The organism is Mucilaginibacter phyllosphaerae, assembly GCF_004378255.1.
In the GTDB taxonomy this organism is placed as follows: Bacteria; Bacteroidota; Bacteroidia; order Sphingobacteriales; family Sphingobacteriaceae; genus Mucilaginibacter; species Mucilaginibacter phyllosphaerae.
In genome coordinates this window covers 461,102-473,531 of the sequence record NZ_SNQG01000001.1, presented here as the reverse complement: position 1 = coordinate 473,531, position 12,430 = coordinate 461,102, and the positions used below count along the sequence as shown (strand labels likewise).

At 48.3% G+C, this 12,430-nt stretch carries 13 protein-coding genes; 10 read left to right on the top strand and 3 right to left on the bottom strand.

What is annotated here, in order from left to right; all coding sequences use genetic code 11:
• Window positions 1-13: 13 nt before the first annotated feature.
• From E2R65_RS01830 to E2R65_RS01785, 10 genes are all read left to right on the top strand, one after another.
• Entirely contained in the window at window positions 14-1,024 is a 1,011-nt protein-coding gene (locus tag E2R65_RS01830; protein ID WP_134334767.1) for a chemotaxis protein CheB, read from the top strand.
• Window positions 1,025-1,093: 69 nt separating this feature from the next.
• Window positions 1,094-1,744 (top strand): response regulator transcription factor, encoded by a 651-nt coding sequence (locus E2R65_RS01825; RefSeq protein WP_134334766.1) that lies wholly within the window; start codon window positions 1,094-1,096, stop codon window positions 1,742-1,744.
• Between the two features lie 139 nt (window positions 1,745-1,883).
• Window positions 1,884-2,138, top strand: coding sequence for a hypothetical protein (locus tag E2R65_RS01820; protein ID WP_134334765.1), 255 nt, complete (start codon window positions 1,884-1,886; stop codon window positions 2,136-2,138).
• Between the two features lie 5 nt (window positions 2,139-2,143).
• Window positions 2,144-2,545 carry a response regulator gene (locus E2R65_RS01815; protein WP_134334764.1) on the top strand — a complete coding sequence of 134 codons (402 nt, stop codon included), beginning with the start codon at window positions 2,144-2,146 and terminating at the stop codon, window positions 2,543-2,545.
• A gap of 22 nt (window positions 2,546-2,567) precedes the next feature.
• Complete coding sequence (locus E2R65_RS01810) at window positions 2,568-2,924, top strand: single-stranded DNA-binding protein (RefSeq protein WP_134334763.1); 357 nt, start codon at window positions 2,568-2,570, stop codon at window positions 2,922-2,924.
• Between the two features lie 6 nt (window positions 2,925-2,930).
• Window positions 2,931-4,379 carry a sensor histidine kinase gene (locus tag E2R65_RS01805; protein WP_134334762.1) on the top strand — a complete coding sequence of 483 codons (1,449 nt, stop codon included), beginning with the start codon at window positions 2,931-2,933 and terminating at the stop codon, window positions 4,377-4,379.
• 435 nt (window positions 4,380-4,814) lie between these two features.
• Window positions 4,815-5,777, top strand: coding sequence for a glycosyltransferase family 4 protein (locus tag E2R65_RS01800; RefSeq protein ID WP_134334761.1), 963 nt, complete (start codon window positions 4,815-4,817; stop codon window positions 5,775-5,777).
• An 11-nt stretch (window positions 5,778-5,788) separates the two neighbouring features.
• Entirely contained in the window at window positions 5,789-7,063 is a 1,275-nt protein-coding gene (locus tag E2R65_RS01795) for a glycosyltransferase family 4 protein (protein ID WP_134334760.1), read from the top strand.
• A 2-nt stretch (window positions 7,064-7,065) separates the two neighbouring features.
• A complete protein-coding gene (locus tag E2R65_RS01790; RefSeq protein ID WP_183500303.1) occupies window positions 7,066-7,644 on the top strand; it encodes a D-glycero-alpha-D-manno-heptose-1,7-bisphosphate 7-phosphatase in 579 nt (192 codons plus the stop codon).
• Window positions 7,625-8,758 carry a glycosyltransferase family 9 protein gene (locus tag E2R65_RS01785; RefSeq protein WP_134334758.1) on the top strand — a complete coding sequence of 378 codons (1,134 nt, stop codon included), beginning with the start codon at window positions 7,625-7,627 and terminating at the stop codon, window positions 8,756-8,758. Before E2R65_RS01790 ends, E2R65_RS01785 begins: the two co-directional genes overlap by 20 nt.
• Here E2R65_RS01785 and E2R65_RS01780 read toward each other — a convergent pair.
• The 3 genes from E2R65_RS01780 to E2R65_RS01770 are packed head-to-tail and all read right to left on the bottom strand — an operon-like array spanning window position 8,685 to window position 12,379.
• Window positions 8,685-9,677, bottom strand: a complete 993-nt coding sequence (locus tag E2R65_RS01780; RefSeq protein WP_134334757.1) for a glycosyltransferase family 9 protein — start codon at window positions 9,675-9,677, stop codon at window positions 8,685-8,687. The two genes, E2R65_RS01785 and E2R65_RS01780, sit on opposite strands and share 74 nt — an antisense overlap.
• A gap of 7 nt (window positions 9,678-9,684) precedes the next feature.
• Complete coding sequence (locus E2R65_RS01775) at window positions 9,685-10,653, bottom strand: glycosyltransferase family 2 protein (protein ID WP_134334756.1); 969 nt, start codon at window positions 10,651-10,653, stop codon at window positions 9,685-9,687.
• Window positions 10,589-12,379, bottom strand: a complete 1,791-nt coding sequence (locus E2R65_RS01770) for a carbamoyltransferase family protein (RefSeq protein ID WP_134334755.1) — start codon at window positions 12,377-12,379, stop codon at window positions 10,589-10,591. Before E2R65_RS01770 ends, E2R65_RS01775 begins: the two co-directional genes overlap by 65 nt.
• Window positions 12,380-12,430 lie beyond the last annotated feature (51 nt).

The following is a 12,430-nucleotide window of genomic DNA, read 5'->3' as shown; positions in this document are numbered from 1 at the left end:
CTGTTTGTTAAACATGGAGGTGAAAAATATTGTTGTAATAGGGGCATCCGCAGGGGGCCTGAAGGCTGTTAACCAGCTGGTAAGTAATTTACCGGCAGATTTACCCGCGGCTGTTTTTATTGTGATACATATGTCAAAACATTCGCAGGCTGCTGTTATAGTTCAGCACCTGCAAAAATTAACAGCCAATACCTGCAAGGTTGCAGAAAATAACGAAACGATAAAGGCCGGCCACATTTACCTGGCCCCGGCAGATCAGCACCTGTTTTTAAAACCCGGCAAAGTACGTTTGCTGCACGGCCCGCATGAAAACCGCTGGCGGCCGTCTATCGATGTGCTTTTCCGTTCGGCGGCGGCGGCGTATGATTCCAGGGTAACGGGGGTTGTTCTGAGCGGGCTGCTGGACGACGGCACGTCGGGCATGTCGGCCATTAAGCGCAGCGGCGGCGTATGCATTGTGCAGGAACCATCAGAAGCCGAATACGATGACATGCCTTTAAACGTTATTCATAATGTAGATGTAGATCATCGCGTGCTGATACAGGATATGGGGTATATTATTGCAGATGTGCTTTCCAAGCCGCATCATGCTTTGCATATCCCCGAGGATGTAAAGATAGAAGCGGATATTACCGAACGCCTGGTAAGCAATATAGAAGATATGCAGAAACTGGGCACCCACAGTAACTTTACCTGCCCGGATTGTGGCGGCGGGCTGTGGGAGATAGAAAAGGATGTGCATAAAAGGTACCGGTGCCACACCGGCCACGTTTATACCGCGCTTAGTTTGCTCGAAAAACAGGGCGAAGAGATGGAGGAGTCTATCTGGATCTCTGTAAGGATGCTGGAAGAGCGCCGTAACCTTTTGCTCAACATGTCGTTTAACGATAAAGGTGTTGCAGGCAGCGCCCTGGTAAGCGATTATCAGCGCAGGGCCGAAGAACTGGCCGTACATGTAGACAGGTTGAAGAAATTATTAATTTCGATCAGTAAAACAGGGCCCGAAGATGAAGGGTATTTATAAAATAACATTAACTCCTGCAAAAACATCAATAGCCGATACGATTTTCACTTTAAATAAAAAATTAATATCATGATAGATATTGTATTGGCAGAAGATCATAACATCGTACGTAACGGTATCATTTCGCTGTTAGAAAAAGAGGCCGGCATCAATGTGGCAGGTGCGGCAATAAACGGATGCGAGGTTTTAACCCTGCTGGAAAGCGGCACCCATGCCGATGTGATACTGGCCGATATGAATATGCCCTTAATGGGCGGGCTCGACCTTACCGACCAGATTAAAGAGAAGTACCCGGATTGCAAGATCATTATTCTAAGCGCCCTCGATCACGAAAAATATGTGATCAAGGCGTTTCAGGCCGGGGCAAGCGGCTATCTGCTTAAAAGCGTAGGCGCCGACGAACTTGTTTTTGCCGTTAAGCACGTGTTGCACAACAACCTTTACATCTGCTCAGAACTTACCACCAAGTTTTTAAAACGCCTGCTAACCATTCCTGATCCTGCCGCGCTGCAGCAGATCATGGATATCGAATTTTCTGCCAAAGAGGTAGAAGTGCTGGGCCTCATCAGCGAAGGCTATACCAACCAGGAAATTGCCGATAAACTGTTTACCAGTAAAAGGACCATCGAAAGCCAGCGGCAGACCCTTATCGATAAAACAGGCTCGCGCAATACCGCTGCGCTGGTACGTTTTGCCATGAGCAATGGCATTGTTAATTAATTGTTGCTTGTTATATTACAATAAATCTGCATAATTATCTTATAATTAAAAATAACGTATTTAAACATTCCGGGCGGTTGTACAAATACGCAACTGTAAAAAAACATAGCAGGTACTTTTGTTATAAATAAGTACAGCTATGAAAATTCCCGTTACGCCCGACCTTTTGAAATTTGTAATTTCAAAAGGATTTAGATACTGCTATTCCAAAACAACCTGTATCGATGCTCCCGACGCCGACGTATGCATAACGCTTACACCGGTAAAAATGCCGCCGCGCATCAAAAGGTTACCCAAAGCTTATGATACCTTCTTTAATATTTTTAAAGAGCCTTTTCAGATGGCCAACGGGGTAGACCGTACACGCATATTTTTCGACCTTAAAAACCTTTAACAGCTATGAGTGACAAAAAAAGGGTTTTAGTGATTGATGATGACGAGGCGGTACTTAATGTAATGGAAGAAGCCCTTATTTACGAAGGTTTTGAAGTGAAAACGGCCGATGCGGCAGATGGGGTGGATAGCATGATCCAAACCTATGTGCCCGATATTTTACTGATAGATTATATCCTGAAAGGGGTTAACGGCGGCGAGATATGCCACCAGGTAAAAAAGAACCCGGATACCAGGCAGCTTCCCGTAATTATTTTATCGGCTTATCCCAGGGTGCTGTTATCATTAGGGCAATATGGCTGTGATAAATTCATACCCAAACCTTTTGATCTGAGTGATCTTGTAGGCAGCATCAAATCCATACTGCATGCCGGTTCCTGCGCGGCCCTAACAGAACAAAATTTTTAAACATCCACTTATTTATTATACCATGTTTCAAAACCAGGGAGTTAACAAAGTAATTCTGGTAGGCCAGGTAGAGGGCAGGCCCGAATGGAAAACCATAGCCGGTAACAAATGCCTGTGCCTTAAATTAATAACGATAGAAAATATTAACCGGCAGGGCGCTGTTTGCAAGCATGCCGAAAATCATTTCATCCAGATCGCCGAAAGCGTTGTTGATAACGCCGCGAGCTTGCAGGATGGTACCGAACTTTACCTGGAGGGGAAGATAACCACACGCCCAAGTATAGATCATAAAGGAATAAAACGTTATGATACCGCAATTATAGCGCATAAGTACAATATAATGGCTAAGGCACCGGCACCGGTTTTAAACGTAATGTAGTAGCTTATGGCTAAACTCTTACTTTTTGATACGCTGAAGGGCTATGCACTCCGCTATGCCTGGAACAGAGAAAAAATAAGCAAGCGCCCCGTTTTATTAAGGTATGTGATCCCGGTAGCCGCAGCGCTTATCACTACCTGGGTGGTGATGGTGCCGCTTAATTTCTTCAGTATGTATGCGCCGTTCCTGGCCTACTTCGGGGTTATTTTTTTTAGTGCGTGTTATGGCGGCAGCCGCTCGGCCTTAGTGGCCAGTATTGTATCCGCCGTGTGCGTAGTGGTATTTATCCGGCACAAACATCAGTTGCACGGGGGTGGTATTTTCAGCCTGTTAATTGTTTTTTTCCTCATCCAGGCTTTAATGATAACAGCCCTGTTCGCTGTTATAGAAGTGGTACAAAAGCAATCGCGCACCAGCGAAGAAACCTTTAGGGGGATAGTAGAAAAAAGCGCCGAAGGCTTTTTAATGGCTAACCAGGATGGTGTAATGAGTTATGTATGCTTATCGGTGCAGCAAATATTAGGTTACCAGCCGCATGAACTGCTGGGTACACCCATTACAGCCCTTATCCATCCCGATGAGATCAAGGCGTTTAACATCAGGTTTTTAAAAATACTGTTAAAAGATGGGCAATCTATGTCGTTTTTGCAGCGCCTTAAAAACAAACAGGGCGAGTGGCAGTGGATAGAAGGCTGTGTAAACAACATGCTGAAAAATCCCAACATCAGGCACATTGTTTTTAACTACCGCAATGTTACCGAAAGGATAAACCAAACCAAGCAGCAGGAGGATTTTGTGCACATGGCCGCGCATGAACTTAAAACACCCATTACGGCGCTTCGCGGATATTTGCAGTTAATGCAGCTCTATCACCTTAAAGAGGGCAGGGATAAGGATAACGAAATGCTCGACAGGATGAACAAGCAAACAGACCGGCTGCTTAACCTGATAGACGAAATGTTGAATGTAACCAGGATAAGGGCCGGCGAACTGCTTTATCATTTTGGTTTGTTTGATCTTAACGAAACCGTGAGGGATGTAGTAGATGCCTTTAAGGCAACAGCCACCACGCATCATATCAGTTTAGTTACCCAGCCTATACCGCCTGTTAACGGCGATAAAGACCGCATTAGCCAGGTGTTAACCAACCTTATCGGTAACGCCATTAAGTATGCCCCGGATGGGCCCGATATTGCGGTTAAGGTAACAACCGAAGGCCCCGATGTGGTAATAAAAGTAAAAGACCATGGTATAGGGATCCCGAAAGAACAGCAGAAAAAGATCTTCGACCGCTTTTACCGTTCAGAATCCCTGCCCAAAAACACCTATCAGGGCTTAGGACTGGGTTTATATATTGCTATGGATATTGTTAAAAAACATCATGGTAAAATGGGGGTGGAGAGCGATGCCGGTAAAGGCGCCGAGTTTTGGTTCTCCCTGCCCCTAAATGGCTGATGCACATTAATTGCCTTAGATCAGGCCGGGTGAATTCCATCGGGATATAAAGTATTGATTTGCAATAAATTAATTAATAATTAATGTGGTATGGTCCGAATGAGTGGATAATATGGTGAGCATAACCATCTCCTTGCTTGTTGGATAGGTATATTATCAGTTAAAATTACTTCTGATTTATTTGCTAATTACGAATTAAATTAATAAATAGGATAATTTATGTTGAATTGGTGTAAGTAGAAGTGGACACCGTTGTCGTGATAAGCGAACGGTTTAACCCGTGCCACTTCATGGAATTATTATGAATTTTTTAAAAAAGACAGTAAATAACGCTAAGAAATTATAAATCTTATAAAGATATTATATTATTTATAAGTTAATAGTTGTTTGGCTTTGTTGTTGGTTAAAAAGAGAGTATCAATCCAACAACATCACATGCAAAAAAAACTTAAGGTGTTTACCTGGCATATCCATGGCAGTTATCTTTTTTATTTAGCACAGGGCAATTACGATATTTATATACCCACCAAACCCGAAAAAACAGAAGGCTATTACGGCCGGGGCGAAACCTTCCCTTTTGGTGATAATGTGATTGAAATACCCGCCGGCGAGGTAAAATACCAGGAGTTTGATTGCATCATATTTCAAACCAATACCAATTACCTGGTCGATCAGTATGAGATACTGACAGCCGAACAACGGGAATTACCCCGCATTTATATAGAGCACGACCCGCCGCGGCAGCATCCTACAGATACCCGCCATGTGGTAGCTGATGAGAACGTAGTACTGGTGCATGTTACCCACTTTAACCGCCTGATGTGGGATAGCAACCAAACGCCAACCCGTGTTATTGAGCATGGCGTTACGGATGCGGGAGTGCATTACCGCGGCGATCTGGACCGTGGCATTGTGGTGATCAATAATTTGCCGGCCCGCGGGCGTTTGCTGGGCCACGATATTTTTATGTACGCCCGCAAACACGTACCGCTTGACCTGGTAGGCATGGGCACAGGCAGCCTGGGGCTGGGCGAGGTGCTGCACCCGCAATTGCCGCAATTTCAAAGCCGTTACCGTTTCTTTTTTAACCCGATAAGATATACCAGCCTTGGCCTGGCCGTTTGCGAAGCAATGATGATGGGCATCCCCGTGGTAGGCCTGGCCACTACCGAGCTTTCGGCGGTGATTGAAAACGGGGTATCGGGTTTTATCCATACGGATGTAGACTACCTGATAGATAAGATGAAGCTTTTGATCAGCAACGCGCAGTTGGCACAGCAAATTGGCAGCAAGGGCAGGGAGGTGGCTTTACAGCGCTTTAGCATACAACGTTTTACCCGCGATTGGGAAAACCTGCTGAATGAGGTAACCGCAAAAACCAGGGCCGCCGCTGCTTAAACTATATAATTATGAAATATCAAACAAAAAAAATAGCGTTAATAAGCGAACATGCCTCGCCACTGGCAAACCTGGGCGGGGTGGATACCGGGGGGCAAAATGTATATGTGGCACAGCTGGCTAAACATCTGGCCACTATGGGTTACCTGGTAGATGTATTTACACGCAGGGATAGCGCCGCTTTGGCCGGTATGGTAAACTGGGTTAGCGGTGTAAGGGTTATTCATATTAACGCCGGCCCGCAGGCAGCAGTGGTTAAAGAAGACCTGCTGCAATATATGGATGAGTTTAAGGATAATATGGTTAAATTTATACGTAAGCATAGCATTAATTATACGCTGGTACATGCCAACTTCTTTATGTCGGCCCTGGTAGCTATGGGTATTAAAAAGGAATTGGGTGTGCCGTTTGCGGTTACTTTTCATGCGTTGGGCCATGTAAGGCGCATACACCAGGCCGGGGCCGATAAATTCCCGGTGGCGCGTTTGGCTATTGAGGAAGCTGCCGTGCGCCAGGCCAGCATGATTATTGCCGAGTGCCCGCAGGATAAGCAGGACCTGATGGAATATTACAATGCCCCCGAAGATAAAATAGCCATTGTGCCCTGCGGTTTTAGCGCCAGTGAATTTAGCCCTGTAGATAAAGAGGCTGCAAGGCGGGTACTGGGGCTGCCGCAGGATGAGCATATTATACTGCAGCTTGGCCGCATGGTGCCGCGCAAAGGGGTTGATAACGTAATAGCGGCCCTGGCCCAAATAAATGTAAAAAGCAAGCCGGTAAGGCTGGTGATTGTTGGCGGCGAATGCGAAGACCTGGAAGAGGATAAATGCCCCGAATATGCGCGTTTAATGGATATTGCCCGCAAACACGGCGTGGCCGAAAAAATAATTTTTGCCGGCCGCAAAGATCGTAACCGGCTAAAATTTTACTATTCGGCATCAGATATATTTATTACCACGCCCTGGTACGAGCCTTTTGGCATTACCCCGCTGGAAGCTATGGCATGTGGTACACCGGTTATAGGCTCAAACGTGGGGGGAATTAAATACAGCGTTAAAGATGGCGAAACAGGGGTGCTGGTTAACCCGCATAACCCGGCACAACTGGCAGATGCAGTGAGCGATCTGCTTAATGCGCCCGATAGATTATACGAAATGGGCAAGCAGGCAATTGAACGCGTTAACCGGCACTTTACCTGGGCCAGGGTGGCCCAACAGATCAATAGGGTTTATAAAATGATGCAGCCGGTTGCCAAAATAACCCCTAACCGCTCGCAAGCAGCCTGATCATGAACAAGGCAATATTTTTAGATAAGGATGGTACACTGATACCCGATATCCCCTACAATACCGACCCCGCAAAAATAACCCTGGAAAACAACACCGTTACCGGCCTTAAAAAACTGCAGGATGAAGGTTTTAAGCTGATCATTATTTCCAACCAGTCGGGTGTTGCCAGGGGGTATTTCCCCGAGCATGAACTGTTTGCAGTTGCAGCCAGGATAGAAGAGTTATTTACGAGGAACGGTTTAACATTAAACGGCTTTTATTATTGCCCGCATCACCCGGAAGGGATCATCCCCCGATATAATATTGCCTGCAATTGCCGCAAGCCCTTGCCGGGCATGTTGTTAAGGGCCGCCGCCGACCATGCCATCAGCCTGAAAGATTCGTGGATGATAGGCGACATCCTGAACGATGCCGAAGCGGGCAACCGGGCCGGCTGCAAAACGGTATTAATTGATAATGGCAACGAAACCGAATGGGTTAGCGGGCCTTACCGCCGGCCAGCACTGGTATGTAAAACCATTGACGAAGCCGCCGAAGGTTTATTGTTAACCAACAAACATGAGCTGGCAGGGGTGTAAAAACATACTGTGCATCCGGCCGGATAACATGGGCGACCTGATCATGACCGGCCCGGCCATACGTGCGCTTAAAACTACCTTTGGCGCCAGGATAACGGTATTAACCTCATCTATGGCAAAGGGCATTATCCGGCACATGCCCGAAATTGACGATGCCATTATTTATGATCTTCCCTGGGTTAAAACTGCCGCCCTGCCTGATGCCGAAGGGTTTAACGAAGTGGTGGCTGCCCTGAAAAAAAAGCAGTTTGATGCCGCGGTTATATTTACCGTGTACAGCCAAAACCCTTTACCAACCGCTATGCTGGCCTACCTGGCAGGCATCCCCAAAATACTGGCTTATTGCCGCGAAAATCCCTACCATTTATTAACCGATTGGCTGCCCGACCAGGAACCGTACAGTTTTATAAAGCACCAGGTGCGCCGCGACCTGGACCTGGTTGCAGCAGTGGGCGCTTTTACAACTAACCCTGCCTTGCAGCTGCAGGTTAGCGATACCGCATGGCAGCCCGTAGCCCAAAAGCTAACTGCTGCCGGCATAGATGTTACCAGGCCGTGGTTGATATTGCACCCCGGCGTAAGCGAAAAAAAGCGCGCCTACCCCACAACCCAATGGGCGGAAGCAGCCCGCAAACTGATCACAGAAAAGGGTTTCCAGATCCTGATAACCGGGTCACCGGCAGAGCGGCAACTTACAGATGAACTTGCCGGTTTAACAGGTGCCGGCAGCGTATCACTGGGCGGCATGTTTAGCCTGCACGAATACATTTGCCTGGTAAAACATACGCCGGTAATGCTATCGGTAAATACCGGCAGCATACATATTGCTGCTGCGGTTGGTACGCCGGTAGTTGTTTTGTATGCCCAAACCAACCCCCAGCATACCCCCTGGGGCGTGCCATGCCGGGTGTTGGAATTTGCGGTGCCCGTGCAGCTGCGCAGCAAGAATGAGGTGATTGCCTATGTTAATAAAACACATTATAACGTGCCCGCTTTGATGCCTGCAGCCGATGATATTATTAGGGCGGTTGATGAACTGCTTAACTCGCCAGGCTTACCAGCTCTACCGTTTCCCGGAAAACAGAATGAAAATCTGGCGATTGAAGCCAGTTGATGGTGCGGTGCACCCGTTTATCGAGCGGCCCCCAGCGCTGCGGCTCGCCATCCATACTGATCACGATGCTGGGTGTTTTAAACGCCGAGGCAATATGCGATACGCCGGTACAGTTAGAGATGAGCATGGCGGCATTTTTGATCAGCGCGCCCACGGCGCCCATAGATGTTTTACCCGCCGCGTTGATGCACTCATAACGCATATGCCCGATAACCGCATCAATGATACCGGCTTCATTCTGGGTGCCGGTAAGCACGGCTTTGTACCCCTGCTCCACACAGTAATCGGCAAGGGCGGCAAAGTATTTAACCGGCCATTGCCGCCACCCGCCCCTGGATCCGGGGTGGATGCAAATATACCTTTGGGGCGCTATACCCAGGTTTAAGGCATCCAGCGCATCATAATCTGCCGTGGTTAAGGGATACTCCAGGTCGCTCCCCTGTGATGGCATGCCCAGAAACTCCATCAGGGCCAGATGGCGATCAATCTCGTGCCCGTAGTCGGGGTAGGGCATAAATAACCCGTTATCCGGTGCATAATGGCCCTCGGTAGCATACCCGGCTGTAAATTTGGCACCAAATAGTTCCACCATCGGGTTAACTACAGATCCATTACCCTGCATCTGGATAGCCAGATCAAACTGCATCGCCTGCACATTGCCCAAAAAAGCCGTGAATGCGGCCGGGTCTAATTCCTGCTCGGGCAGCCCGGGGTACCCGGGGAAGCTTACGAAGCCGTCAAAATAAGCGCTGAATCTGTCGGTAAATGTTTTGGCCCAGGGCAGCCCTATCAGGGTTATCTGTGCGTTTGGGCAGGCGTGGCGCAAAGCCTTAAAAGCCGGTACGGCGCAAAGCATATCGCCTAACTGCAAGGCGCGGAATACGGCTATCTTTTTGATCTGGTGTGCGGGTAATTTCATTGTAGCTTCATATAAATAATACACGGTATTTTACGGCACCATACCATTGCCAAAACACCGACAGGAATGGGATAATAAAAGAAGTAACCACCATTTCGCAAACGTGGTTTACCGAAAGCCTGGTGGTGTACAGCCTTTTAACAACAAAGTAGCCGGTTAAGCCCAGCCAGGCTGCAGCGCCGGTTATTTTTAAAACAGGCTGCCCGGTAATCAGCCCGGCCAGCAGTATTATAAAGCCGGCAATAATGCCATAGTAAAGCACCGGTGTGGTATGGCTTATCTTTTTACGGTAAAGCCGCGGGTACTTTTTGTAAAGCAATGCATTAAACATCGTTTTTTTTTGCTCTTTAATGCTTACCCCCCATGCTGCTGCGCGTACGGGGTGCACAACCACAGCAGTAGCTACTTTTTTAATGGGGATATTATTATTCAGCAGTTTAAACTCCAGGTCGCTGTCTTCGCGCCAGGCCATACTGAACTGCTCATCAAACCCCCCTGCCTTGATCAGGGCATTTTTGGTGCAGGCACAGTTAGCGGTAATAAAATCCGCCGTTTGCAGGTGCGCCGTGTTTTGCTCATAATCGGTGGGGCGCTTGGCAATAGGCACAATTACCCGGCCGGTAAGCGCAACATCATCGTTAATATTGCAATTGACCACCAGTTGCTGCAGCCAGTGCGCATCGGGCAGGCAATCATCATCTGTAAAGGCAATTATGGGCCCTTTGGCATTCAGCCAGCCATAGTTGCGCGCGGCTGCCGGCCCCTTTTTTTGAGGCAGCGGCAGGTAACGCATCTGCGGATGATCGTAGCATTTCCAGTTGTTTAACAGCTGTTCGGTTTCGGCATCGGGGCCATCGCTTACCACAATTATCTCATAGCTGTATTTGTCGAATTTTTGTTGCAGCAGCGCGTTAAGGCAATTCGTTAACAATTTGGGCCGCCGATAGGTTGGCACTACTATAGATATGATTATCATTCTGTATCTCTTTTTCAATAATAAACGAACCGATGACCAGCGCATCAAAAGGCGATGACCAAAAGCATTCCACCGCATCCCTGGGGGTACAAACTATGGGTTTGCCCAGCGTATTAAAAGAGGTGTTTACCAGCACAGGTACGCCCGTTTTGCGTTCAAAGGCCTTTAGCAGATCGTAATAATCCTTATGCTGCTGCTCATTAATGGTTTGGATGCGCGCGGTACCATCCGTATGCCTTACTGCGGGGATCTGATCGGCCTTATCCTCCTTCACGTCGTAAATAAAAAGCATAAAGGGCGAGTATTCGGCCTGGTTAAACCACTCGTGCGCTTTCTCCTGCAGCACCACGGGCGCAACCGGCCTAAAGTCCTCCCGGTCCTTCACTTCATTCAGGCGGGCCTGCATGGCCGGGTTGATGGGCGATGCCAGGATAGACCGGCTGCCCAGCGCGCGGGGCCCAAACTCCATACGGCCCTGGTACCAGCCTATGATCTTATCTTGTGCCAGTATGTCGGCAGTTTCTTCGGCAATGTTGTGTGCCTTGCGGTAGGGCACTTTCCAAAGCTTCAGCTGTTTCTCTATTTCGGCATCGCTAAACTGCGGGCCCCAGTAGCAATGGTCCATCACAAAGGCTTTTTCATCGTTTTTACGTTGCTGCGCATCCACCCAAAGCGCCGCGCCCAGGGCGGTACCGTCATCACCGGATGCCGGCTGCACCCAAATGTTTTTAAAAAAGCCCTTATCGCGGATGCGGGCATTCGCTACGCAGTTAAGCGCCACGCCGCCGGCAAGGCAAAGGTTTTGTTCGCCGGTTTCCTGGTACAGCCAGCCGGTAAGTTCCAGCAAGGCCTCTTCCAGTACCAGCTGCAGGGAGTGGGCGATGTTAAAATGATGGCTGGTAAATTCCTCGTGGCGCAGGCGTTTGGGGCCAAAGCGCCCGGTTAGGTTTTGATTGTTGATGGTGTACTGGCCGTTGTTGCCAATGTGTATGATCTCCCTAAAATCATTTACAAATTCGGGTTTGCCGTAGGATGCCAGCGCCATCACCTTATATTCATCTGAGGAATGCAGAAAGCCAAGATGGGTGGTAACTTCTTCATACAATAAACCTAAGGAATGCGGCATGTTTACCTGGCCTATCCGGTGCAGCTGCTGGCCCTGGCCTATGCTGTAGGTGGTAGTGGCCAGTTCGCCGCGCCCGTCTACCGTCATCACGGCGGCGTTTTTATGGGGCGAGCAGTTGAATGCGCTTGCCGCGTGTGCCACGTGGTGCTCTACAAAATGCCATTTTTCCCTGCCGATATTGCAGCCCGCAAAACGCTGCTGCAAATGGTGCGGCCAGCCATCCCTTAACTGCCCGGGGGCGTTTATAATGGATGATAAAAACAGCGGCTCCCAGGGATTGGCAAATTCATCGTTCAGGTGCGAGCGGCCTTCCTCAAAGGGGATCTCGATAGTTTCTTTACCCCGATATTGCTCGCCAATAAGCAGGTAGGGGTCAAACGAGTAAGCAATATGGTCTACCTCGTTAATATGGATGCCGGCAACTTTTAGGCAGTAATCAATAGCGTGGAAGGGCAGCTCCCAGGTAGAGAAGGGTACCGGCCGTTTACCGTGTTTAAAATGTGTAAAGCGTTCTTCTTCTGTGGCGGCAAGCAAAATGCCGTTTTTGACGATACAGGCGGCCGAATCATGAAAGGCCGCGTTGATACCTAATGTGTACATCCGTTATGAATTTAGTAATCAATAATGCAATTAATAAAATGTTGCGGCGGG

Excerpts from the sequence above, each read along its gene's own strand:
- E2R65_RS01785 (WP_134334758.1), top strand. The coding sequence starts at position 7,625 with ATGAGCTGGCAGGGGTGTAAAAACATACTGTGCATCCGGCCGGATAAC.
- E2R65_RS01790 (WP_183500303.1), top strand. The coding sequence starts at position 7,066 with ATGAACAAGGCAATATTTTTAGATAAGGATGGTACACTGATACCCGAT.
- E2R65_RS01825 (WP_134334766.1), top strand. The coding sequence starts at position 1,094 with ATGATAGATATTGTATTGGCAGAAGATCATAACATCGTACGTAACGGT.
- E2R65_RS01810 (WP_134334763.1), top strand. The coding sequence starts at position 2,568 with ATGTTTCAAAACCAGGGAGTTAACAAAGTAATTCTGGTAGGCCAGGTA.
- E2R65_RS01780 (WP_134334757.1), bottom strand. The coding sequence starts at position 9,677 with ATGAAATTACCCGCACACCAGATCAAAAAGATAGCCGTATTCCGCGCC.
- E2R65_RS01795 (WP_134334760.1), top strand. The coding sequence starts at position 5,789 with ATGAAATATCAAACAAAAAAAATAGCGTTAATAAGCGAACATGCCTCG.
- E2R65_RS01815 (WP_134334764.1), top strand. The coding sequence starts at position 2,144 with ATGAGTGACAAAAAAAGGGTTTTAGTGATTGATGATGACGAGGCGGTA.
- E2R65_RS01800 (WP_134334761.1), top strand. The coding sequence starts at position 4,815 with ATGCAAAAAAAACTTAAGGTGTTTACCTGGCATATCCATGGCAGTTAT.
- E2R65_RS01830 (WP_134334767.1), top strand. The coding sequence starts at position 14 with ATGGAGGTGAAAAATATTGTTGTAATAGGGGCATCCGCAGGGGGCCTG.
- E2R65_RS01820 (WP_134334765.1), top strand. The coding sequence starts at position 1,884 with ATGAAAATTCCCGTTACGCCCGACCTTTTGAAATTTGTAATTTCAAAA.
- E2R65_RS01770 (WP_134334755.1), bottom strand. The coding sequence starts at position 12,379 with ATGTACACATTAGGTATCAACGCGGCCTTTCATGATTCGGCCGCCTGT.
- E2R65_RS01805 (WP_134334762.1), top strand. The coding sequence starts at position 2,931 with ATGGCTAAACTCTTACTTTTTGATACGCTGAAGGGCTATGCACTCCGC.
- E2R65_RS01775 (WP_134334756.1), bottom strand. The coding sequence starts at position 10,653 with ATGATAATCATATCTATAGTAGTGCCAACCTATCGGCGGCCCAAATTG.